The organism is uncultured Sulfitobacter sp. (assembly GCF_947497275.1).
Taxonomy (GTDB): Bacteria; Pseudomonadota; Alphaproteobacteria; order Rhodobacterales; family Rhodobacteraceae; genus Sulfitobacter.
The window spans coordinates 95,267-117,873 of the sequence record NZ_CANMFS010000002.1 but is presented as its reverse complement, the minus strand read 5'-3'; the positions used below and the strand labels follow the sequence as shown (position 1 = coordinate 117,873).

Here is a 22,607-nt window from a genome sequence, read left to right as displayed (position 1 = left end):
TATGTTTGCGCTAACATAATTCTGGAGCGTGCAGCCGGTCAAAGTTGCCCAAGCCGTTCATTGGCAGCCACTGTCAAACCCTCTAGAGTGGGCACAAGCGCCCTCGCAGCCGGAAAGAGATCATGGTTTCACGCGTCATTCCCGTAGATACATTCGATCTGGTCATTTTTGGCGGGACGGGGGACCTTGCCCGACGCAAGATCCTGCCCGGACTTTACCGCAGGTTCTGTGCCGGTCAGGTTCCCACAGACGCCCGCGTCGTCGGCGCTGCGCGCAGCGAACACGACACGGCGGAATACCGCCAGATGGTGCGCGAGGCGATCGAGGAATTCGGCGGACCGGGTACATCGGAGTGCGACCAGCTCGACGCGTTTCTTGCAAGGCTCGAATACGTCACGATCGACGCAGTGGGCGAGCAGGGCTGGAAAGAGCTTGCCGATCTGATGGCGGGTACCGACCGGATAGAGGCATATTATTTTTCCGTAGCCCCTGCGTTATTCGGTGATATCGCGGAACGGCTGCAAAAATGGGGTATGGCCGATGAGTGCGCGCGGATCGTTGTTGAAAAACCCTTTGGCCGAGACCTAGAGACGGCACGCGCCCTCAACAAGACCTTGGCGACCTATTTCAATGAGGATCAGATTTACCGGATTGACCATTATCTGGGCAAGGAAACCGTGCAGAACCTGATGGCTGTCCGCTTTGGCAACATGCTTTTCGAGCCGCTGTGGAACAGCCAGTATGTGGATCACATCCAGATCACCGTGGCCGAGACCGTCGGTGTGGGCGGTCGCGGAGAATACTATGACAAGGCCGGTGCGATGCGCGACATGGTGCAGAACCACCTGATGCAATTGCTGTGTCTCATCGCGATGGAGCCGCCAGCGCGGTTTTCCCCCGATGCGGTGCGGGATGAAAAGCTCAAGGTGATCCGCGCGCTCGATCCGGTGGAGCCACATCACATCGTACGCGGTCAGTATCAGGCCGAGCCATGCAACGAAGCGCAGAACCCCGGATACCGCACGGCGGTGGATAATCCGCGCTCGCGCACCGAAAGCTTCATCGCGTTGCGGGCCGAAATCAGCAACTGGCGGTGGGCCGGCACACCGTTCTATCTGCGCACGGGCAAGCGGATGGCGGAGCGGTCGTCAGAGATTACCGTCGTGTTCAAGGACACGCCGCACAGCATATTCGGTGAGGAGGCCGGCAGGCACCGCAATGTCCTGTCGATTCGCCTGCAACCCAACGAAGGCATCACTTTGGGCGTGACGATCAAAGAGCCCGGTCCGGGCGGTATGCGCCTGATCGACGTGCCGCTCGATATGACATTCGCCGAGACGCTGAAGGCCGATGAGGTGGAGCATGTTGACGCCTACGAGCGGCTTATCATGGATGTCATCCGCGGCAACCAGACCTTGTTCATGCGTGGCGACGAAGTGGAGGCCGCCTGGGCATGGACCGATCCCATTATCGAGGGGTGGGAGGCCCGCAACGACGTCCCCAAACCCTATGATTTCGGCAGCACAGGTCCGATCGCTGCCCATGAAATGCTGCGCCGTGAAGGGCGCGAATGGCGACAGGTGTCACAATGAAACTGATGGAATATGCAGACCGCGAAATGCTTGCCATGGATGTGGCCAACATGCTCGCTTCGGAATTGCGCGCCGCGTTACAGCAGCGCGATACCGTCACATTTGCGGTGCCGGGCGGCACCACGCCGGGGCCGGTGTTCGATTCGCTGTGTGGCGTAAAGCTTGAGTGGGACAGGGTGCACGTCATTCTTACCGACGAACGGTGGGTGCCCGAAAGCAACGACCAGTCCAACGCCGCGCTCATCCGGGGGCGTTTGCTCAAGGACCAGGCCGCCGCCGCGCGCTTTACCCCCTATTTCAGCGCCGAAAGCACGATTGACGCGGTTGCCGCGAACCTCTCTGAAAAATTGTCCGATGGCCTGCCAATTGACGTTCTTCTCCTCGGAATGGGCGCGGATATGCATACCGCCTCACTGTTTCCGGGCGCCGACGGCCTTGCTGCGGCGCTGGCACCGGACGCGCCGATGTTCGTTGCGCTTACGCTGCCCGGCCAGCCCATACGCCGCTTCACGCTCAGCGCACCGGTCTTGCAGGGTGCGATGTCGACCCACGTTCTGATTACCGGCGCGCAAAAACGCCAAGCACTTGATCAGGCCGCCGATCTACCAGTAGATCAGGCGCCGATCAGGACCGTCTTGTCCGAGGGTACCTTTCACTGGAGCGCCGAATGACCGAAACTTGGAAAACGCTTCATGCGCAGGCCGACGCGGTCCGCGACCGCTCCCTCTCCGAGCTGTTCCGGGATAGCGGCAGACCGCAGGTTTTCTCCGCACAAACCGGGGATATGCTGTTCGATTATTCGAAAACCAACATCGACATGGACACGCGTGATGCCTTGTTGGCGCTCGCCCGGGAGGCGCAGGTAGAGAGCAAACGGGACGCGATGTTCTCTGGCGCTACCATCAACGAGACGGAAGGCCGCGCAGTTCTGCATACCGCCTTGCGCAATCTCGACGGCGGCGAAGTGTCGGTGGGTGGCCAGGATGTCATGCCCGAGATTCACGCGACGCGCGCCGCGATGGCCAAGTTCGCCGAGCGGATCCGCAAGAGCGATGTCACTGACGTGATCAATATCGGCATCGGCGGCTCGGATCTGGGGCCCGCGATGGCGGTAGCGGCGCTGGCACCGTATCACGACGGGCCAAGATGCCACTTCGTATCGAATGTGGACGGCGCCGATATTTCGGATACCTTGCGCGGGCTGGATGCGAAAACGACGCTTGTCATCATCGCATCGAAAACCTTCACCACGATCGAGACAATGACCAATGCGCGGACCGCGCGGGCGTGGATCCTGGATCAGGGCGGCGATCCCAAGCGGCAGTTCGCAGCACTCAGCACGGCGCAGGACAGGACCGAAGCGTTCGGCATTGATCCGGTACATGTATTCGGGTTTGAGGATTGGGTCGGCGGGCGCTATTCTGTCTGGGGCCCGATCGGGCTGTCGATGATGATCGCAATCGGATCAAAGGCGTTCGACGCGTTTCTACGTGGGGCGCAAGCGATGGATACCCATTTCCGCGCGGCCTCTCTCGACGAAAACCTTCCGGTTCTGCTGGCGCTGACCGGCATCTGGCACAACCAGATCTGCGGATATGCCACTCGCGCGGTACTGCCCTATGACGAGCGGCTGCACAAGCTACCGGCCTATTTACAGCAGCTGGAAATGGAATCGAACGGCAAGGGGGTGCGGATGGACGGCACCGACAGCCCGCGCCACACCGGGCCCATCGTCTGGGGGGCCGCCGGCACCAACGGACAGCACGCGTTCTATCAGCTGATTCACCAGGGTACCCGCGTCGTGCCATGCGAATTTCTGTTGGCCGCACGCGGTCACGAGCCGGATCTGCACCACCACCATCAGTTGCTCATCGCCAATTGCCTCGCACAGTCCAAGGCGCTGATGGAGGGCCGGTCGCTCGACGAGGCGCGCGCCATTGTCGAGGCGAAGGGCTTTACCGGCGATGATATTGACCGTCAGGCACGCCACCGGGTGTTTCACGGCAACCGTCCGTCGACGACCCTGCTGTACCCGCTGCTCGATCCGTTCACACTGGGCCAGATCATCGTGCTCTACGAGCACCGGGTGTTTGTCGAAGGGGTCATTTTGGGCATCAATTCCTTCGACCAATGGGGGGTGGAACTGGGCAAAGAGCTTGCCACCTCGCTGCAACCACTTGTGGAGGGCCAGACGGACGCCGCGCCGGAGGATCCTTCGACCGCAGGTCTGCTGGCCTTTATCCACACACATCAAGGCTGAGATTGCGAAAATGCACGGGGCAGGGCGCGGGCGCGAGGGCGCTCAGCTTTCGGGGTGCGCCCCGTCGATCTCGGTAAAGCGCGTGCGCACGGCGGTCGGGATCGGCAGCCGTCCCGATCTATCACGCTCCAGCAACACCAGGACACAGTCGAACGTCGCGCGCAGACTTCCTCCGGCCCAGATCTGCTGGTGCAGCGAATAGGACGTGGTGCGAAAGGCGGCGCAGCGGCAGGTGACGATATAATCCTCGTCCATCAGCATTTCCTGGCGGTAGTGAATTGCGCCGGACCGGATTACGATCCGGGGCGCATCTGCTTGCTTGATGTAGTGAGATATGCCCCATTCCTGCGAATAGCGCACACGCGTCCGTTCGAACCATTCGAAATAGCGGGTGTTGTTGACATGGCCAAGCATGTCCAGTTCGGAAAAGCGCACACGGTCCGCAACCGCGAGAGGCTGTGGCGGCGTCACGCCGTGGGCAATTTGCTGATCAAGGCTGAGCGGGGTGAGATAGGTCAGTGTCATGGAACCCATCCCTAGCGCCGTCGTGCGGTGCGGACAAGGACAGGTTGTCAGCGTGGAGCGGGTAACGAGAATCGAACTCGTAACTAAAGCTTGGGAAGCTGCCGTGATACCTTTTCACCATACCCGCGCGCTGGGATCGGAATAGGATAACAACGAAGCACGGTCAAGGCGGGAAACAGAACGTGCGTGGGCATCGACTGATAGGGGGCAGACCAGAAAGTGGTCGCCCCCAGGTACCGGTCAGATCCCGTCGTAGGGCGAATTGCAGTAGCGGCGTGGGCCGTTGTAAGGCTGGAACGTCTTGTCCGACCTACGATAGCTGCGGTATTTCTGGTCGCACCAGGCGTCATGCGCGGCAAGGTTGCCTGCGGGAATATGGCTCCATCCGCGGGTCGTAACCTGGCGTTGAGGCTGATTGTTGTTCAACTCGTTCAAAATCACGGCCCCGAGGGCGAAAGCCGCGAGCGGATACCAAAAGCCGTCACTGTCCCGGCGGTATCCGCGGCGTGCGGCGCGCGATCCGCGATAACCATTCCGGTAGCCGTGACGCTGGCGCTGGACGCGCCGTACGGAGCGGTGGCCGTCGCCGCGCTGCACATTGCGGTAAACGTTCACGCGCGCGCCGCGGTTATCGCGTCTTGCCCCCCGCTGGCGGTCTGCGCTTCGCCGCTGTCGATTATCGCGGTAGCGGCGATCCGAGCGTTGGTCGATCCGTGTTACGCCGACGCTGTCGATCGGGCTACTGTAAGGTACGGACGCAACGCGCATGGCGGCGTGCGTTTGTGCTACGCTGGCCTCGGCAAGGGAGGGCAGGATGAGTGAAAGCGCACAGACGAAGGCGCTGGCAGTCTTTATTCTTTTCCATGCAGTCAGCATTCCGGAAACTCCATTTTGTGGACCATGCGAAAGCCGGTGGTAGGGGGCCGGGGCGAACATTCGTTTTCCGCCGATGGTAGCAGACAGGCGGTGCAACTACCGGCCTCGCTTTCCCACCGCTTTCAGGTGTTTGAAGCTCTACACTCTGCGAATTGGCCGACGTTTGGCAATATCAGCGCCTTGTTATCCAATAACCAACCGACAGGACCCTGCTGCGCTAGCCGCGCCTGCGCCTGCCTGTCTTTGCGCCGCCGGTGTTGAAGGTCTGCGTGGGCAGGGTGACGATGGAATTGAGTATCGGAAACGGCTCCACCGCGTTCGGCAGTGCGGACGCGTTGACAAAATGCTCCTGAAAGCGCGGTTCGATCGCGGTTTCAACCTTGTGGATCTGGCGAACCGTCTCTTCTATTTCGGCGCGGCTCTTGCGATTGAGCAGGGCGATACGCGCACCGGTGCCTGCCGCGTTCCCCGCCGATGTCACCTTGTCTAGCGGCGCATCGGGGATCATGCCGAGCACCATCGCGTGCTTGGGCGAGATATGCGCACCGAACGCACCCGCCAATACCACGCGGTCCACCTTGTCGACACCGAATTTGTCCATCAGCAGGCGGGCACCGGAATAAAGTGCCGCCTTGGCCATCTGGATTTCGCGGATGTCACGGTTGGTCACGGTGATTTTGGGGCCGCCGTTCTCCGTTCCGTCATAGACCAGATAGCTGTTGGTCCGCCCGTCCGCAAACACGGCGGTCGAGCCGGTCTGTTCCGCCGTCCCGATCAGACCGGGGGCGTCCACGATACCGTTCATCCGCATCTCCGCCACCATTTCGATGATGCCGGATCCGCAAATGCCGGTGACGCCGGTCGTGGCGACAGCCGCCTCGAAGGCGGGATCGTCGGACCACAGATCACAGCCGATCACCTTGAAACGCGCGTGCTTCGTTGCCGGATCGATCTCGACCCTCTCAATGGCTCCCGGTGCCGCGCGCTGGCCAGAGCTGATCTGCGCGCCCTCGAAGGCGGGACCGGTCGGAGACGAACAGGCAAGCACTTTTTCCCTGTTGCCCAGAAGGATCTCGGCATTGGTACCGACATCGACGACCAGCACCAGATCATCCGAGGTATCGGGGCTTTCAGACAGCGCGACTGCTGCGGCATCCGCGCCGACATGTCCCGCAATGCAGGGCAGCAGATAGACCCGGGCCGAGGGGTGGATGTTCAGCTCCAGATCATCCGCGCGCAGGCGCAGTGCGTTCGAGGTGGCCAGCGCGAATGGGGCTTGACCCAGTTCGAATGGATCGATGCCCAGCAGCAGATGATGCATGACCGGATTACAGACGAACACCGCGTCCACGATCAGGGACTTGTCCACGCCGCCATCCGTGCCGATCTGCGTGAACAACGCGCACATTCCCTCACGCACGGCGCGCGTCATCTCGTTCGCGCCATCGGGGTTCATCATCGAATAACTCACACGGCTCATCAGATCTTCGCCGAACCGGATCTGCGGGTTCATCACGCCCGACGACGCGATAACCTCGCCGGTTTGCAGATCGCACAGATGTGCTGCGATGGTCGTCGATCCCAGGTCGACCGCAACGCCGTAAATTGTGCCCTCGTAGAAACCGGGCCAGATGTGCATGATGCGCGGCCGGTTCTCGTGATCGCCCAGATGCACGGCGACCGTGACCTTCCAGTTGCCCTTGCGCAGCACGGGCTGCATCTTCTGGAGGATGTGCAGGTCCGCGACGACCTCGCCCAACTGCCACTGTTCCAGCAGGGCCTTGCGCAGGCGCTCCAAGTCGCCGGACGGATCGTGCATATCGGGCTCGGCGACCTCGACATAGTACAGCTTCGTCGAAGGGTTCAGCGTGATATCGCGCGCCTCGGCCCGTTTGCGCACCACCTGTTTGTGCACCTGGCTTTCGGCGGGCACGTCGATCACCACATCGCCCTGAACCGTCGCCTGACAACCCAGACGACGCCCCTCTTTAAGCCCGCGTTTCTCGTCGTACCGCGCTTCGACTGCGTTCCACGGCGACAACGCGTCGCGCGCGACGGTCACGCCATGTTTGGAAAACTCACCGTAGCCAGGGCTGATTTGGCATTTCGAACAGATGCCACGCCCGCCACAGACCGAATCCAGATCCACCCCAAGCTGTCGCGCCGCCATCAGCACGGGCGTCCCTTTGGGAAAACGGCAGCGCTTGCCGGAGGGCGTAAATATCACGAGTGGATCTTCGGTCATCTTGCTGAGTCCCGTTGTTGTTTGTGACGCACCATAGTGATGCACCGGCCGGGTGAAAGGCCTGCCGCGTCACAAAACGTCGCATCCGCGTCATTTCGGGTGCGGTGGATCAGGTGGCGCGCCGGGCATGGAAGATGAAGCCGAGGAAATTCAGCAAGACTTGCGCCGCAAGAATCTGGGTGCTGCCGGTGGGATCGTAATCCGGGGCCACCTCGACCAGATCCATGCCGACGACCTCGTGCCGCTCCGCCACGGCCTGCAACAGCTCGAGCACCTCGTAATACAGGAACCCGCCGTGCGATGGTGTCCCGGTGCCCGGAGCGATGGAAGGGCAGAACGCGTCGATATCGAGAGTGACGTAGACCCGTGCATCACCAGGGATATGCGCAACGACACCGCCCGTGCCCATCCGGCGGGCCTGCCGGACACTGATGATGTCGGATCCCATCGCGCGGGCATCGTCATAGCCTTCCCTGGCGGTTGAGCTGACGTTGCGGATGCCCACCTGTGTCAGACCGGTAACATACTCGTGCTCGGCGGCGCGGCGCATCGGGTTGCCGTGACCGTTGCGGACCCCGTGGCGCACGTCGACGAAATCCAGATGCGCATCGATTTGTAGAATATGAATATCGCCTTGACCGTCGAACGCGCGGATACAGGGAATATTGACCGAATGATCGCCGCCGATGACCACTGGCAATGCCGCAGCGTCGAGGGCTGCGCGCACGCCCGCCTCGATGTTCGCGTGACTCGCTTCGGTGTCGGTGTGAACGATATCCGCGTCGCCCATGTCGACGATGTTCACATCGCCGGGCAGATAAACGGCATCGTCCTCATGATCATAGGCCCCCGCATGCCCGAAGCTGAACAGCGTCGATGCCTCGCGCACACCGCGCGGCCCGAAACGTGCACCCGCACGGTATTGGGTGCCCGCGTCGAACGGCGCACCCAGAATCGCCACATCAGCATCCAGCTTGCTCCAGTCCGGCTCATAGGGTCGTTTGCCGAATGTCGAGATTCCCACGAACGGCAGGTCCAGCCTGCCGCCCTCGTACCCGTGTCTGCTCATACCCACCCCCCCGTTTGCGACAGCTTTGGTCAACGGCGCGCGCAATGCAAGGCTGTGCGCGCCTTTGTCCCTTTCCAATCGCGCGCATCCGTGAAATAGCAAACCGCCAAATGATGCCATCACCTTGGAGGTTTGAATGGAGATTCGTGAGGCCCTGACATTCGACGATGTTTTGCTCGTTCCCGCAGCATCTTCTGTCCTGCCCAGCACCGCAGATACCCGTACCCATGTGACCAAGGCGATCGCGCTGAACATCCCGCTGCTCAGTTCCGCGATGGACACGGTGACCGAAGGCCGTATGGCCATCGCCATGGCGCAGGCCGGCGGTATGGGCGTAGTACACCGCAACCTGACGATCGACGAACAGGCCCGCGAGATCCGGCGTGTGAAACGGTTCGAAAGCGGCATCGTCTACAACCCCATCACCCTGCGCGCCAACCAGACCCTAGCCGATGCGAAGGCCTTGCAGGACCGATACAACGTCACCGGTTTCCCCGTGGTCGACGAAACGGGGCGCGTCGTGGGCATCGTCACGAACCGTGACATGCGGTTTGCCAACGACGATGCAACCCCGGTGCACCTGATGATGAGCACCGATAATCTGGCCATTCTGCACGAGCCTGCTGACCGCGACGAAGCAATCAGTCTGATGAAGGCCCGGCGCATCGAGAAGCTGCTGGTGACGGACGCGCAGGGCAAGCTGACCGGCCTTCTGACGCTGAAAGACACCGAACAGGCCGTCCTGAACCCGACTGCCTGCAAGGACGAGCTTGGCCGTCTGCGCGTGGCCGCCGCGACCACGACGGGCGATGCGGGCTTTGAACGCTCGGAGGCACTGGTGGACGCGGGCGTGGACATGATTGTGATCGACACGGCGCACGGACACTCCGAAGGGGTTGCCCTGGCCGTGGAGCGGGCCAAGAAACTGTCGAATGAGGTGCAGGTTGTCGCGGGCAACGTGGCCACCGGCGAAGCGGTGCGCGCGCTGATCGGTGCCGGCGCGGATGCGGTCAAGGTTGGGATCGGCCCGGGTTCTATCTGCACCACCCGCATGGTCGCGGGCGTCGGCGTGCCGCAGCTGACCGCGATCATGGATTGTGCGACAGTGGCCGGTGATACGCCCGTGATCGCCGACGGCGGCATCAAGTTTTCGGGTGATTTCGCCAAGGCGATCGCGGCGGGCGCCTCTTGCGCCATGGTCGGTTCAATGATTGCCGGCACCGACGAAAGCCCCGGAGAAGTCATTCTGTATCAGGGGCGTAGCTTCAAGAGTTACCGTGGAATGGGCAGCCTAGGCGCGATGGCGAGCGGTTCCGCTGACCGGTATTTCCAAAAAGATGCCGCTAGTGACAAGCTGGTGCCCGAAGGCATTGAAGGGCAGGTGGCCTACAAAGGCAGTGCCGCGACCGTGGTGCACCAGATGGTCGGTGGTTTGCGTGCAGCGATGGGATATACCGGCTGTGCGACGGTGGATGAAATGCGCCGTAATTGCAATTTCGTCAAGATCACGGGGGCCGGGCTTAAGGAAAGTCATGTGCATGACGTTCAGATCACCCGCGAAAGCCCGAACTACCGGATCGGCTGACGTGATCAAGGCCTCACAACGGAGCGATCGATCATGACACCGGGCGCGAGGGTGGCTGCCGCCATCGAAATCCTTGATCAGATTATCGAGGGCAGCTCGGCCGAGCAGGTCCTTACCCGCTGGGCGCGTCGCAACCGGTTTGCCGGGTCGAAGGATCGCGCGGCAATCCGCGACCATGTGTTCGACGTGCTGCGCTGTTGGCGCAGTGCGGCGCTTCTTGGTGGCGCGCGCACGGGTCGGGGTCTGATGATCGGAATACTGCGCCGTCGCGGTATCGAACCCAGCAGTCTCTTCACCGGAGACGGGCACGCCCCGCCGCAGCTTATGGCGCATGAAACGGCGGCGACCGATCGCTCCCTGCCACGCGCGGCACGGCTCGATCTGCCCGACTGGCTGATACTACAGTTCGACGCATCCCTTGGCGCCGACAGCGAGCGTACCGCGCTGGCCCTGCAAGAACGGGCCCCTGTTTCGATTCGAGTAAACAATCTGAAAACAGATACTTATGGTGCGATCTTGATGCTTCGCGAAAGCGGCATTGAGGTTCGCGCAAACCCTCTTAGCCCGACCGCGTTGACCCTTGTCGAGGGGGAGCGCAAATTGCGCAACGCCTCTGTCTACACCGACGGATTTGTCGAGCTTCAGGATGCAAGCAGCCAGGCTGTCGTGGACGCGCTGCCACCCGCCACGCGGATGCTGGACTATTGCGCCGGCGGCGGCGGCAAGGCACTCGCATCGGCCGCGCGGCGATCCGCAGAGGTATTTGCCCACGATATCGACCCGGCCCGGATGGCCGATCTGGCGCCGCGCGCCGCAAGGGCCGGAGCGGCGATCACACAGCTTGCATCCTCACAACTGCCTGGTGAAGCGCCTTTCGATCTGGTTCTGGTGGATGCGCCTTGCAGCGGCAGCGGATCGTGGCGGCGCGCGCCGGAAGCGAAATGGCGGCTCACCCCTGAACGGCTTGAGGAATTGACAGGTATTCAGGACGATATACTGGACGCTGCTGCGGGTCTGGTCCGCGTGGGCGGGACCCTCGCATACGCGACCTGCTCCGTCTTGCAGTGCGAGAACGACGCGCGCATCGATGCCTTCCTCTCCCGCCATAAAGACTGGCACTGTTCCCTGCGCAAGATGTTCGCGGTGGATGAGAATGGAGACGGATTTTTCACCGCCCACTTGACGCAAAAGACCTGATCGCGCTTACTCAACCGCAACGAGAATTTCCGGCTTCCTTTTGACGGTTAATCGACGGTTAACCGTCGCAGGGCACAAGGGACGTTCAAGATTCGCTCGCTGTCAGGGGAAGCCATGCACCGTACTGCCCATGAGACGCTCGTGCAGCGCCTCGGCCACGTTTCGACCTTTCGGCTCGGTGTACTCGCGGCTCTGGCGGGCGCTTTCGCCGTCGGTGCGCCTGTGGTCGCCAATGCGGGTGTGCAGCGGGCGATGCTAGCGGTTGCCGCCAGCCTTGCTGCGGTCGCCATCGGACTGTGCCTGCTGCAGATCGGGCGGCGGGCGGTACAGGCCCAATCGCATTATACGGCTGCCCAATTCATTGCCAATGACAGCGCCGCAAGTCTGATCGTGGCGGCGGACGGGCAGATAACTTTCGCCAATCCGGCAGCTTTAGCCCTTTTCGGAGACACCACATCGGCGACCCTTGCGAAGGTACTGCAGACGCAATTCGCCAACCCCGGCCCGATCCTGTTTCGTCTGCAATCGCGCGCCGAAGCGGCAGGCTGCGCACGTGAGGAAATCGTGACGAGCACGGGGCAGATCGTTCTCGCGGTGCACGACATCGGTCAGGACGGGTTCGCCTGGCGCATTGAGCTCTTGCTCGCGCAGGATTCCGGCACCCAGCAGACAGAAACCCGGACGCTGCCGATGATCATGACCGGACGCAGCGGCGCGATCTTGTCAATGAATCACGCGGCACGGCAGTTTGTGGGGGCGCGCTGCAAATCGGTCGATCTGCTTTTCGCCGAACAATTGATCGTACCGGGTACCGTCATGGATGTGTCGACCACCTCCGGAAATCGGCCCGCCTTGATCGCGCAGACCGACGCGGGGGCCGGCCGCCAGGCGATCTACCTGCTTCCTCCGCCTGCCAACGGCACGGCGACGGCGCATCCTAAATGGCAGGTTTTTCAGGACATGCCGATCCCGATGATCAAGATCGCGCCGGATGGGAATGTACAGTCGTTCAACAAGCGGGCGGCGCGGTTGATCGGCGTCGCATTGGTTGAGGGGGCACATTTGTCCTCCCTGATGGAGGGGCTTGGCCGCGCAATCAGCGACTGGATCGAAGATACCCTTGCCGGACGTTTGGCGCAGAAATCGGAATTTCTCCGGCTCAGCCGGGGCGACAGGGAAACATTTGTCCAGGTTACGTTGAACCGGATCGAAGAGGACGGGCACCCCGCCCTGATCGCTGTATTGCATGATGCGACAGAGCTGAAATCGCTTGAAGCGCAGTTTGTCCAGAGCCAAAAAATGCAGGCGATCGGGCAATTGGCAGGCGGTGTCGCGCATGATTTCAACAACCTGCTGACGGCTATTTCGGGCCACTGCGATCTGCTGCTGCTGCGCCACGATACCGGCGATCAGGACTACGCCGATCTGGTCCAGATCAACCAGAATGCCAACCGTGCGGCGGCGCTCGTCGGGCAGTTGCTGGCCTTCTCGCGCAAGCAGACCCTCCGACCAGAAACGCTAGATATGCGCGATACACTGGCGGACTTGACCCACCTGCTGAACCGGCTGGTGGGTGAGAAGATCACGCTCACGCTCAGCCACGACCCCGTGCTGCAACCTATTCGCGCGGACAAGCGGCAGCTAGAGCAAGTTCTGATGAATCTCGTGGTCAACGCGCGCGATGCCATGCCCTCGGGCGGCGAGATCCGGATCATCACGGAATGCGCGCATCTCGGAGAACCCTTGACGCGCGACCAGGTGTCTGTTCCTGCGGGTGAATACGTGACCATTCAGGTCTGCGATGACGGTGTTGGGATTCAAACGGACAAGTTGCAAAAGGTATTCGAGCCTTTCTTCACAACCAAAAGGACAGGCGAGGGGACAGGGCTCGGGCTGTCGACCGCATACGGGATCGTAAAGCAGACGGGCGGCTATATCTTCGTCGACAGCAAAGAGGGGGTAGGCACCTGCTTTACGCTCTACTTCCCGGTGCTTGTCCAGGATGCAATCCAATTAACGGAGAAACCAATCGTCGAAACAAGAGCAACCACCGGTGTGTCGAACGGCGGTGTCATCCTGCTCGTCGAAGACGAGGCGCCGGTCAGGGCCTTCGCCAGCCGGGCGCTGAGGCTGCGTGGCTACACCGTGCTGGAGGCGGAGAATGCGGAAGCCGCCTTGCTTACCCTCGAGGACGAGAGCCTGCAGATCGACGTGTTCGTCACCGATGTTGTCATGCCGGGCATGGACGGACCAAGCTGGGTGCGCGAGGCGCTCAAATCACGTCCGGGCGTGCGAGTGGTCTTCGTTTCTGGCTACGCCGAAGACAGCCTTGGCGAGGCACAGAAGAGGATCCCGAACTCGGTCTTTCTGCCCAAGCCATTTTCGCTCAGCGATCTGACTGAGACGGTCAACAAGCAACTCCACTAGGTTCGCGTGATACTCTCGTACAAATCGAACTCGTCTGAAAATTTACGGCGAAAACGCGCCTCGACATCGGAAGAAAGCTCTACATCCATCGGCGGAGAGGTATTCTCCCGCGTGAGGTTCAGGGTGGTTTCCAACCTCTCCTCCAGAAAGCGTTGCAAGCGGGGCTGATCTTCGTAGCAGAACAAATGCGTGATCCCTGTCCCGTTCGGTTGGCGTTCCAAAAACTTCGCCTGGCTTCCGACGTCGGCAAATCCGGGCCGTTTGCCCTTCATGTAAGCCAGCACGAAATCGTCAAAGCTGATCCCCTGCGTACTGTTGGGTTTACCAGTCATGAACGCGCGCTGACGGTATCTGTACCAACTGCCGAGCCAGCTTACCGGTTCGCGCATCACGGCCATCAGCTCCATTTCCGCGTCGCAGACCTTTTCAAACATAGGGCGTATGAAACGGTTGTAGCGGTAAACCGGCGCATGCTTGAGAAGCGGAGGATCACTGATCACTATGTCCGCCCGTGCCGCTAATGCCTTTTCATAGGCAGTGGTGCCTGTTTTCGGGACCGACAAAAACGCAAGGCGTTCTTTGAAAAAAACAAGCATTTGACACCCTGACTGACCAATCCGCCCGACACCCCATATCATAAACCTCTTCTTAACCAATAGGGATCAAGGTTAACGCAGTACGAATTCGATTGAAATGTTCTCTTTTTACCCCTATAAGAACATTAATGGAACAAACTCACCGGACAAAGGCTTTGATTGTGGCCGGCGCAACCGTGTGACACTAAGGGAAGAACCCAATGGCAACGGCAGATCTTTTGACGATGGACAAGAAAACAGCAGACAAGAAAAAGGCGCTCGACAGTGCCCTTGCACAGATCGAGCGGCAGTTTGGCAAGGGCTCGATCATGAAGCTCGGCGATGGCAGTGCGATGCGTGACATCACCGCCTCCTCGACCGGATCGCTCGGGCTGGATATCGCGCTTGGCATCGGTGGTCTGCCAATGGGCAGGATCATCGAGATTTACGGCCCCGAATCTTCGGGCAAAACCACGCTCACTTTGCACTGCGTTGCGGAGCAGCAGAAAATGGGCGGCGTATGCGCCTTCGTGGATGCCGAGCACGCGCTTGATCCGCTCTATGCGCGCAAGCTGGGTGTCGATGTAGATGAGTTGTTGATTTCACAGCCCGACACCGGTGAACAGGCTTTGGAAATTGTCGATACACTGGTGCGGTCGGGTGCCGTCAATATGGTGATCGTCGATTCGGTGGCCGCGCTGACGCCCAAATCAGAGCTTGAAGGCGAAATGGGTGACAGCTCGGTCGGCGTTCAGGCCCGCCTGATGAGCAAAGCGATGCGCAAGTTGACCAGTTCGATCTCGCGGTCGAACTGCATGGTGATCTTCATCAACCAGATCCGGATGAAGATCGGCGTGATGTTCGGCTCTCCGGAAACGACGACGGGCGGCAATGCGCTCAAGTTCTATTCCTCCGTCCGCCTCGACATCCGCCGCATCGGCTCGATCAAGGACCGCGACGAAGTGGTCGGCAACCAGACGAAAGTAAAGGTCGTCAAGAACAAGGTCGCGCCGCCGTTCAAGCAGGTGGAGTTCGATATCATGTATGGCGAAGGGATCTCGAAAATGGGCGAGATACTGGATATGGGCGTCAAAGCCGGGATCGTGGACAAATCGGGCAGCTGGTTCTCTTATGGTGACGAGCGTATCGGTCAGGGCCGCGAGAACGCCAAGAACTTCCTGCGGGAGAATGAGGCGATGGCGATCGAGATCGAGGACAAGATCCGTGCCGCGAATGGTCTTGATTTCGGGGGGTCTGAAGAGACGGACGATCCCGACATCCTAGAAGGGTAAACCTCCCGTTTTGGAGAAAAGTCTGAAAGGGCGCCGGCCAAAAGGCTCGCGCCCTTTTTAACATTGCGGACTGGTGGACAGGCTTGGCGTGCGAGGGTATTCGACGGGTAACGACTATCTCGCGCCAAAAGGACGGACCCCATGCAGACACTCAACGACATCCGCTCGACGTTCCTCGGCTATTTCGAACGCCACGGGCACTCGGTGCAGCCATCCAGCCCGCTGGTTCCGCGCAATGATCCTACGTTGATGTTCACCGCTGCGGGGATGGTTCAGTTCAAGAACCTGTTCACCGGCGTCGAAACTCGCGATTACAGCCGCGCGACGACAGCTCAGAAATGCGTGCGCGCAGGCGGCAAACATAACGATCTCGACAATGTCGGGTATACCGCGCGCCATCATACATTCTTTGAAATGCTCGGAAACTTCAGCTTCGGCGACTACTTCAAAGAAGAGGCGATACCGTTCGCCTGGGATTTGCTGACGAAGGAGTTCGGCATCGATCCCTCCCGGCTGCTGGTCACCGTCTACCATACGGACGACGAGGCCGTGGCAATCTGGAAGAAATACGCAGGGCTGAGCGACGATCGTATCATCCGAATTGCGACAGATGACAATTTCTGGTCTGCCGGTCCGACCGGCCCCTGCGGACCCTGCACCGAAATCTTTTATGATCACGGCGACCACATCTGGGGCGGTCCTCCCGGTTCGCCCGAAGAGGATGGCGATCGCTTTGTCGAGATCTGGAACCTCGTTTTCATGCAATACGAGCAGTTCGAAGACGGCACCCGTCGCGACCTTCCGAACCAATCGATCGATACGGGCATGGGGATCGAACGTGTCGCCGCCCTTCTGCAGGGAACGAACGACAACTATGCAACGGATTTGATGCGCAACCTGATCGAAGCGTCGGCGAGTGCCTCGAACACCGATCCGGATGGTTTTGGCAAGACCCATCACCGGGTGATTGCCGACCATTTGCGCTCCACCTCGTTCCTGATGGCCGACGGGGTAATGCCCAGCAACGATGGCCGCGGATATGTCCTGCGCCGTATCATGCGCCGCGCGATGCGGCATGCGCATCTGCTGGGGGTCAACGACCCCTTGATGCATCGCCTGGTTCCCGCACTTGTCCAACAGATGGGCGCCGCATACCCGGAACTGGGCCAGGCTCAATCCATGATCGAACAAACACTGTTGCAAGAGGAAACCCGGTTCCGCCAGACGCTGGATCGTGGCCTGAAGTTGCTTGACGAGGAACTGGTCAATCTGCCGGACGGCACGGATTTACCGGGTGCCACAGCGTTCAAACTTTACGATACATTCGGATTTCCATTGGACCTGACGCAGGATGCCCTGCGCGAAAAGGGGTTGGGCGTCGATACGGTTGCATTCGACGCGGCGATGGCCGATCAGAAAGCAAAGGCACGCGCGGCCTGGGCCGGATCGGGTGAAGCTGCGGATGCTGCCGTTTGGTTCGATGTAGCGGACAAGGCCGGCATCACAGAATTTCTCGGCTACGAGACTGAAACGGCAGAGGGCAGGATCGCCGCGCTCGTGCAGGAGGGCGCGCAGGTACAATCCGCGTCAAAGGGCGACACCGTACAGATCGCTCTGAACCAGACGCCGTTTTACGCCGAAAGCGGTGGGCAGATCGGTGATACGGGCCTTATCACGACTGAAAGCGGGCAGGCTCGGGTGACCGACACCCGCAAGAGCGCCGGCGTGTTCGTCCATTTTGCAACCGTAGAAAAAGGCAGCATTTCCAGCGGACAAGCGGCGGTTCTTGAAGTGGATCATGGACGACGCACGGACATCCGCGCCAATCACTCAGCCACCCATTTGCTTCATGAAGCATTGCGCGGCGCACTCGGAGACCATGTGGCGCAGCGCGGCTCGCTCAATGCGGACGACAGGTTGCGTTTTGATTTCAGCCACAATCATGCGCTGAGCGCCGATCAGCTGAGGCAGATCGAGAGCGAAGTGAACGACTATATCCGTCAAAATACGCAGGTCAGTACCCGGACCATGACGCCGGACGACGCGCGCGCGCTTGGCGCGCAGGCACTATTCGGCGAAAAATATGGTGATGAGGTTCGTGTGGTTTCAATGGGCCGCGCGCCCGGTTCTGATCGTGGTACCGACAAGGAAACATATTCGATCGAGCTGTGCGGTGGGACACACGTTCGCCAGACGGGCGACATCGGCGCGTTTGTCCTGCTGGGCGACAGCGCCAGCAGTGCCGGGGTGCGACGGATCGAGGCCTTGACCGGGGCACAGGCGCTTGCCTGGCTGCGCGACCAGCAAAAGGCGCTCTCGACCGTAGCGGACGCGTTGAAAACGACGCCCACCGGGGTGCCCGAGCGGGTGAAGGCGTTGATGGAGGAACGAAGGGCGCTGACCAACGAGGTTGCGCAGCTTCGCCGTGAACTGGCGATGGCCGGAAACGACAGGGGCGCGCCCCCGCAAAGCCGCGAAGTGAACGGGATCGCCTTTCATGCGCAAGTCCTCAACGGGGTCACGGGCAAGGACCTTCCGGCGCTCGTGGACGAGCATAAGGCGCGTCTCGAAACTGGAGTCGTGCTTTTGATCGCGGATACCGGCGACAAGGCCGCCGTCGCCGCCGGAGTGACCGACGATCTGACGGCCAAAGTATCGGCTGTCGATGTTCTGCGCGCTGCCGTTGCCGAATTGGGTGGCAAGGGGGGCGGTGGGCGTGCTGATATGGCGCAGGGCGGCGGCGCCTCGGCTGACAATGCCGAAGCTGCAATCGCCGCCGCAGAATCTGTCTTGAAAGGATAATCCATGCCCGCACTCTGGATCGCGCACGTTACGGTAACCGACGAGGACGCATACAAAAAATACGCCGAAGGCGCGACCGAGGCGATCGCCGCGCATGGCGGCAAATTCATCGCGCGCGGTGGCCGTTTCGTTCAGCTTGAGGGGAAGGAACGCCCGCGCAATGTGGTCGCCCGGTTTCCCGACGTTGAAACAGCGCAGCGGTGCTATCATTCCGACGTGTATCAGGCGGCACTGGCGCAAGCGCGCGGCGCGTCCGAACGTGAATTGATGATTGTCGAAACGACGGAATGATCATCGCCCGCAATGGACGGCACTACATTGGCATGACCCAACGAATAAAGGCGCCCCCGAAAGGGCGCCTTTACTGTCTGATGAGATGGGTTCAGCCCGCTTTGGACATGCGCTTGCGCTCGTGCGGGTCAAGATAACGCTTGCGCAAACGGATCGCGTTCGGGGTCACTTCGACAAGCTCGTCATCGTCGATGTAGGCAATTGCTTCTTCGAGGCTGAGCGTGATCGGCGTTGTCAGGCGCACCGCCTCGTCCGTGCCGGAGGCGCGGACGTTGGTCAGCTGCTTGCCCTTCAGCGGGTTCACTTCAAGATCATTCTCGCGGCTGTGTTCGCCGATGATCATGCCAGTGTATACGTCCGTTTGCGCACCGATGAAGAACCGGCCGCGGTCTTCGAGCTTCCACAATGCGTAGGACACGGCCGTACCATTCTCCATCGAGATCAGAACCCCGGCGCGACGGCCCGGGATGGCACCCTTGTGCGGGGCCCAGGAATGAAAAACACGGTTAAGAACGCCGGTACCACGCGTATCGGTCAGAAACTCGCCGTGATAGCCGATCAAACCGCGCGAGGGCACGTGCGCTACGATCCGCGTCTTGCCCGCACCGGCTGGCTTCATCTCGACCAACTCGCCTTTGCGCACGCCCGTCAGTTTTTCGATGACGGCACCGGAATATTCGTCATCCACGTCAATGGTAGCTTCTTCGATCGGTTCATGGCGGACGCCATCGATCTCCTGAAACAGGACCTGTGGCCGCGAGATCGACAGCTCAAAGCCTTCGCGGCGCATGTTCTCGATCAGAACGCCCATTTGCAATTCGCCGCGACCGGCCACTTCGAAAGCCTCGCCGCCGGGAGTGTCGGAAATCTTGATCGCGACGTTTGATTCGGCTTCCTTGTGCAGCCGCTCACGGATCACACGGGACTGGACCTTCTTGCCGTCCCGACCAGCCAGCGGGCTGTCGTTGATCCCGAAAGTTACCGTGATCGTCGGCGGGTCGATGGGCTGCGCCGGGATTGCATCGGTGACGCTCTGATCGGCCAGCGTGTCGGCAACGGTAGCCTTGGTCATACCGGCGATGGAAACGATATCGCCGGCCTCGGCCACGTCGATGGCAGTCTGATCAAGCCCGCGATAGGCGAGGATTTTGGTGCAGCGGAAGTTCTCAATCAGTTTGCCGTCGCGCGCCATCGCCTTGATTGTCTGACCGGCCTTCAAAGTTCCGGATTCTACACGGCCCGTCAACAGACGCCCCAGAAACGGATCACCGCCCAAGGTGGTCGCAAGCATGGTAAACGGCTTTTCGCTGTCCGCGATCTGCTTTGGCGGCTCGACGTGCTCAAGGATCAGCTCGAACAGGGCATCAAGCCCCTTGCGCGGACCATCCAGAGAATGATCCGCCCAGCCCGCACGCCCGGAGGCGTACATGGCCGGGAAATCGAGCTGATCCTCGGTCGCATCCAGACTCGCGAACAGGTCGAATACCTCGTCCAGCGCGCGGTCGGGTTCGCCATCGGGCTTGTCGACCTTGTTGATCACGACGATCGGACGCAGGCCGAGCTTCAACGCCTTGGATGTTACGAATTTGGTCTGCGGCATCGGGCCTTCGGCGGCGTCGACCAACAGGACGACACCGTCGACCATCGACAGGATGCGTTCGACTTCACCACCGAAATCGGCGTGGCCGGGGGTGTCCACGATGTTGACGCGGGTGCCTTTCCACTCGACGGAGGTCGGCTTGGCGAAAATCGTGATGCCGCGTTCGCGTTCAAGATCGTTGCTGTCCATCGCGCGCTCAGTCGTCGCCTGATTTTCGCGGTAGGTGCCGGATTGTTTAAGCAGTTCGTCCACCAGCGTCGTTTTGCCGTGGTCGACGTGTGCGATGATTGCGATGTTGCGCAGGTCCATTGGATTACCTTGTCTCGGAGAGTTGACGCGGCCTTACCGTGCTGCCGCATCAAAGGCCAGCATAAAAGCGGTCACGCCGCGTCGTCGCTTTCTTCCTTTGCCGCGCGGGCCAACGCAAGCGGCTCTTTGAAAGTCATGGTCCGGTAGGGGAACGGAATCTCGATGCCTTCGTCGTCCAGCGCACGCTTGACAGCGGCGACGACCTTGTCGCGGCTGGTCCTGATGTCGATGGGGCGCGATCCGGTCCACCAGGTCACCTCGAAGTTGATCGAACTATCTGCGAACTCCTGCGCGAAGATTTCGACATCGCGCACGTCGTCGCGAACAGCGTCAACGCCCCGCACTGCCGCCGCGATGACGTCGCGGGCACGGTCCACGTCTTCGCCGTAGGCGACGCCGCAAATCACGGTTGTGCGCCGCACATCGCGGGCGGTGCGAATTGTGACGGGATTTTTGAAGAACATCGCATTCGGTGCCACGACAAGCTGTCCGTCGGTTTGTCGAACGTGCGTATCACGGATCGTGATCTCTTCGACCTGGCCATCGATGTGTTCGCATTCGATAAAGTCGTCGATCGAAAAAGGTTCGCGGACAAGTAGAAGCACTCCAGCAAGAAAGTTCTCGAAGACATCCTTGAAGGCAAAACCGATAGCGACACCGCCAACGCCCAATGCCGTCAATGCGCGGCCCGGCGTAATTGTCGGAAACGCGATTGTCACGGCGATCAGGGTACCGAACAGCCAGGCACTCACAGTGAGCAGCATCAAAACCACATCGACGAGGCTGCGCCGCATTCGCGCCCTACGCAATGTGCGGGGAACGATCCAGCGCAATACCTTGATGCAAAGCCAGACAAAGCCCAAGAAAACGAAGGAAAGGACAAGCTGGGGCAGAACGGACCAGAAACCGGTAACGTATCCTTCCAACTGGTCACGAAGCGGGGCGGGCAGGGCGGACCAGTAGCGGCCTAGGAAATCATTCATGTGCGGTCAACGCAGGGGGGGTCCGATGGTTCCGCATCTTGGCGCGTCGCGCCCAAGCGTGTCAATGTGGTGTTGCGTTGCTGAAAAGATTTATCGTACCGATCCCGGCGATGATCAGGGCCAGCCCGATGACAGCAGGTAAATCAAGCCGCTGACCGAACACGAGGTATCCTATGCAGGCGATCAAGACAATGCCGAGCCCGCTCCACAGCGCGTAAACCACCCCGACCGGCAGGGTGCGCAGGGTAAAGGACAACAGATAGAAAGACACCGCATAGGCGATCACAACGACGACCGACGCTGCGGGTTTGGTGAACTGCTGGCTCGCCTGCAACGCGGTGGTCCCGATGGTTTCGGCGAGAACGGCAAGAGCCAGTACGAGATAAACGGGCATGGAAGACACCTTTTGTCAGAGTGGTAGTTGTGACGTTTCCTTGATTTCTTCCATCACGAAACTGGCCGATACATCCGATAAGGCGACTTTGCCGATCAGTCTTTGGTAAAGCCGGTCGTAGCCCGCCATATCTGGCACGCGGGCGCGGATCAGATAATCAAGATCGCCGCTCATCCTGTATACCCCCTGGATTTCGGGCATCGCCCGCGTCGCTTCCGAGAATTTCTCGAGCCAACCGGGGGCATGGGCATTGGTGCGTACCTGCATGAAGACGCACAAGCCAAACCCGAGCTTGGCCGCATCCACGGTGGCAATGCGACCGGTGATGATGCCTACGCCTTCCATCTGACGAATGCGCCGCCAGCAGGCATTGCGGGACAATCCGATGCGGGTGCTCAACGCATCCAGCGATTGACCGGCATCACGTTGCAAAGCGCCCAGAATACGGCGATCCATGTTATCAATTTCACTCATCTGCCCAGAATGGCGTGAAAATATCCCAAGATCAACCTTATGACCTGCCATTTTGGGAAAATCTACCGTCCCGTTTCGGATAGTGTTTTGCGAAACGTTACCCGAACAGGA

18 protein-coding genes and 1 tRNA gene are annotated in these 22,607 nt (G+C 60.4%); 9 read left to right on the top strand and 10 right to left on the bottom strand.

All coding sequences use genetic code 11. The features are described 5' to 3' along the window. Positions 1 to 122: 122 nt before the first annotated feature. From zwf to pgi, 3 genes are read left to right on the top strand one after another with little or no spacing between them, the layout of a single operon-like run. A complete protein-coding gene (gene zwf / locus Q1A06_RS04540; protein ID WP_299559210.1) occupies positions 123 to 1,592 on the top strand; it encodes a glucose-6-phosphate dehydrogenase in 1,470 nt (489 codons plus the stop codon). After that, the gene (pgl, locus tag Q1A06_RS04535; RefSeq protein ID WP_299559208.1) at positions 1,589 to 2,263 is read left to right on the top strand and encodes a 6-phosphogluconolactonase; all 675 of its coding nucleotides are present in this window, start codon (positions 1,589 to 1,591) and stop codon (positions 2,261 to 2,263) included. Before zwf ends, pgl begins: the two co-directional genes overlap by 4 nt. Then, positions 2,260 to 3,852: a glucose-6-phosphate isomerase gene (pgi, locus tag Q1A06_RS04530; RefSeq protein ID WP_299559206.1), complete on the top strand. Its 1,593-nt coding sequence runs from the start codon at positions 2,260 to 2,262 to the stop codon at positions 3,850 to 3,852. Before pgl ends, pgi begins: the two co-directional genes overlap by 4 nt. Positions 3,853 to 3,894: 42 nt before the next feature. Here pgi and Q1A06_RS04525 read toward each other — a convergent pair whose 3' ends face one another. The 5 genes from Q1A06_RS04525 to speB all read right to left on the bottom strand — a co-directional run bounded on the left by Q1A06_RS04525 (position 3,895) and on the right by speB (position 8,567). Beyond that, positions 3,895 to 4,377, bottom strand: coding sequence for an acyl-CoA thioesterase (locus Q1A06_RS04525; RefSeq protein ID WP_299559204.1), 483 nt, complete (start codon positions 4,375 to 4,377; stop codon positions 3,895 to 3,897). Between the two features lie 53 nt (positions 4,378 to 4,430). Then, positions 4,431 to 4,504, bottom strand: a tRNA-Gly gene (locus Q1A06_RS04520). Positions 4,505 to 4,617: 113 nt separating this feature from the next. Then, positions 4,618 to 5,253 (bottom strand): BA14K family protein, encoded by a 636-nt coding sequence (locus Q1A06_RS04515; protein WP_299559202.1) that lies wholly within the window; start codon positions 5,251 to 5,253, stop codon positions 4,618 to 4,620. Between the two features lie 217 nt (positions 5,254 to 5,470). Then, positions 5,471 to 7,498, bottom strand: coding sequence for an ASKHA domain-containing protein (locus Q1A06_RS04510; protein ID WP_299559199.1), 2,028 nt, complete (start codon positions 7,496 to 7,498; stop codon positions 5,471 to 5,473). 109 nt (positions 7,499 to 7,607) lie between these two features. Further along, positions 7,608 to 8,567 (bottom strand): agmatinase, encoded by a 960-nt coding sequence (gene speB, locus Q1A06_RS04505; RefSeq protein WP_299559196.1) that lies wholly within the window; start codon positions 8,565 to 8,567, stop codon positions 7,608 to 7,610. 136 nt (positions 8,568 to 8,703) lie between these two features. Here speB and guaB point away from each other — a divergent pair, with 136 nt between their 5' ends. From guaB to Q1A06_RS04490, 3 genes are all read left to right on the top strand, one after another. Then, entirely contained in the window at positions 8,704 to 10,152 is a 1,449-nt protein-coding gene (guaB, locus tag Q1A06_RS04500; protein WP_299559193.1) for an IMP dehydrogenase, read from the top strand. Between the two features lie 33 nt (positions 10,153 to 10,185). Then, positions 10,186 to 11,349: an RsmB/NOP family class I SAM-dependent RNA methyltransferase gene (locus Q1A06_RS04495; protein WP_299559190.1), complete on the top strand. Its 1,164-nt coding sequence runs from the start codon at positions 10,186 to 10,188 to the stop codon at positions 11,347 to 11,349. A gap of 252 nt (positions 11,350 to 11,601) precedes the next feature. Further along, complete coding sequence (locus Q1A06_RS04490; protein ID WP_299560500.1) at positions 11,602 to 13,776, top strand: ATP-binding protein; 2,175 nt, start codon at positions 11,602 to 11,604, stop codon at positions 13,774 to 13,776. Here Q1A06_RS04490 and Q1A06_RS04485 read toward each other — a convergent pair. Further along, a complete protein-coding gene (locus tag Q1A06_RS04485; RefSeq protein WP_299559187.1) occupies positions 13,773 to 14,372 on the bottom strand; it encodes a gamma-glutamyl kinase in 600 nt (199 codons plus the stop codon). The two genes, Q1A06_RS04490 and Q1A06_RS04485, sit on opposite strands and share 4 nt — an antisense overlap. 200 nt (positions 14,373 to 14,572) lie before the next feature. Between Q1A06_RS04485 and recA the strand changes: the two genes are divergently transcribed. The 3 genes from recA to Q1A06_RS04470 all read left to right on the top strand — a co-directional run bounded on the left by recA (position 14,573) and on the right by Q1A06_RS04470 (position 18,736). Then, complete coding sequence (gene recA / locus Q1A06_RS04480; RefSeq protein WP_299559184.1) at positions 14,573 to 15,643, top strand: recombinase RecA; 1,071 nt, start codon at positions 14,573 to 14,575, stop codon at positions 15,641 to 15,643. A 141-nt stretch (positions 15,644 to 15,784) separates the two neighbouring features. Further along, complete coding sequence (gene alaS, locus Q1A06_RS04475; RefSeq protein WP_299559182.1) at positions 15,785 to 18,445, top strand: alanine--tRNA ligase; 2,661 nt, start codon at positions 15,785 to 15,787, stop codon at positions 18,443 to 18,445. 3 nt (positions 18,446 to 18,448) lie between these two features. Further along, positions 18,449 to 18,736, top strand: coding sequence for a DUF1330 domain-containing protein (locus tag Q1A06_RS04470; RefSeq protein WP_299559179.1), 288 nt, complete (start codon positions 18,449 to 18,451; stop codon positions 18,734 to 18,736). Positions 18,737 to 18,827: 91 nt separating this feature from the next. On the opposite strand, the gene typA is transcribed toward Q1A06_RS04470, so the two are convergent. From typA to Q1A06_RS04450, 4 genes are all read right to left on the bottom strand, one after another. Then, the gene (gene typA, locus Q1A06_RS04465) at positions 18,828 to 20,645 is read right to left on the bottom strand and encodes a translational GTPase TypA (protein ID WP_299559176.1); all 1,818 of its coding nucleotides are present in this window, start codon (positions 20,643 to 20,645) and stop codon (positions 18,828 to 18,830) included. A gap of 71 nt (positions 20,646 to 20,716) precedes the next feature. Further along, positions 20,717 to 21,628 carry a mechanosensitive ion channel family protein gene (locus Q1A06_RS04460; RefSeq protein WP_299559173.1) on the bottom strand — a complete coding sequence of 304 codons (912 nt, stop codon included), beginning with the start codon at positions 21,626 to 21,628 and terminating at the stop codon, positions 20,717 to 20,719. A 61-nt stretch (positions 21,629 to 21,689) separates the two neighbouring features. Beyond that, positions 21,690 to 22,022, bottom strand: coding sequence for an SMR family transporter (locus Q1A06_RS04455; protein WP_299559170.1), 333 nt, complete (start codon positions 22,020 to 22,022; stop codon positions 21,690 to 21,692). Positions 22,023 to 22,037: 15 nt separating this feature from the next. Further along, a complete protein-coding gene (locus tag Q1A06_RS04450) occupies positions 22,038 to 22,496 on the bottom strand; it encodes an Lrp/AsnC family transcriptional regulator (RefSeq protein WP_299559167.1) in 459 nt (152 codons plus the stop codon). Between the last annotated feature and the right edge of the window lie 111 nt (positions 22,497 to 22,607).

Excerpts from the sequence above, each read along its gene's own strand:
- zwf (WP_299559210.1), top strand. The coding sequence starts at position 123 with ATGGTTTCACGCGTCATTCCCGTAGATACATTCGATCTGGTCATTTTT.
- pgl (WP_299559208.1), top strand. The coding sequence starts at position 1,589 with ATGAAACTGATGGAATATGCAGACCGCGAAATGCTTGCCATGGATGTG.
- pgi (WP_299559206.1), top strand. The coding sequence starts at position 2,260 with ATGACCGAAACTTGGAAAACGCTTCATGCGCAGGCCGACGCGGTCCGC.
- Q1A06_RS04525 (WP_299559204.1), bottom strand. The coding sequence starts at position 4,377 with ATGACACTGACCTATCTCACCCCGCTCAGCCTTGATCAGCAAATTGCC.
- Q1A06_RS04515 (WP_299559202.1), bottom strand. The coding sequence starts at position 5,253 with ATGCTGACTGCATGGAAAAGAATAAAGACTGCCAGCGCCTTCGTCTGT.
- Q1A06_RS04510 (WP_299559199.1), bottom strand. The coding sequence starts at position 7,498 with ATGACCGAAGATCCACTCGTGATATTTACGCCCTCCGGCAAGCGCTGC.
- speB (WP_299559196.1), bottom strand. The coding sequence starts at position 8,567 with ATGAGCAGACACGGGTACGAGGGCGGCAGGCTGGACCTGCCGTTCGTG.
- guaB (WP_299559193.1), top strand. The coding sequence starts at position 8,704 with ATGGAGATTCGTGAGGCCCTGACATTCGACGATGTTTTGCTCGTTCCC.
- Q1A06_RS04495 (WP_299559190.1), top strand. The coding sequence starts at position 10,186 with ATGACACCGGGCGCGAGGGTGGCTGCCGCCATCGAAATCCTTGATCAG.
- Q1A06_RS04490 (WP_299560500.1), top strand. The coding sequence starts at position 11,602 with ATGCTAGCGGTTGCCGCCAGCCTTGCTGCGGTCGCCATCGGACTGTGC.
- Q1A06_RS04485 (WP_299559187.1), bottom strand. The coding sequence starts at position 14,372 with ATGCTTGTTTTTTTCAAAGAACGCCTTGCGTTTTTGTCGGTCCCGAAA.
- recA (WP_299559184.1), top strand. The coding sequence starts at position 14,573 with ATGGCAACGGCAGATCTTTTGACGATGGACAAGAAAACAGCAGACAAG.
- alaS (WP_299559182.1), top strand. The coding sequence starts at position 15,785 with ATGCAGACACTCAACGACATCCGCTCGACGTTCCTCGGCTATTTCGAA.
- Q1A06_RS04470 (WP_299559179.1), top strand. The coding sequence starts at position 18,449 with ATGCCCGCACTCTGGATCGCGCACGTTACGGTAACCGACGAGGACGCA.
- typA (WP_299559176.1), bottom strand. The coding sequence starts at position 20,645 with ATGGACCTGCGCAACATCGCAATCATCGCACACGTCGACCACGGCAAA.
- Q1A06_RS04460 (WP_299559173.1), bottom strand. The coding sequence starts at position 21,628 with ATGAATGATTTCCTAGGCCGCTACTGGTCCGCCCTGCCCGCCCCGCTT.
- Q1A06_RS04455 (WP_299559170.1), bottom strand. The coding sequence starts at position 22,022 with ATGCCCGTTTATCTCGTACTGGCTCTTGCCGTTCTCGCCGAAACCATC.
- Q1A06_RS04450 (WP_299559167.1), bottom strand. The coding sequence starts at position 22,496 with ATGAGTGAAATTGATAACATGGATCGCCGTATTCTGGGCGCTTTGCAA.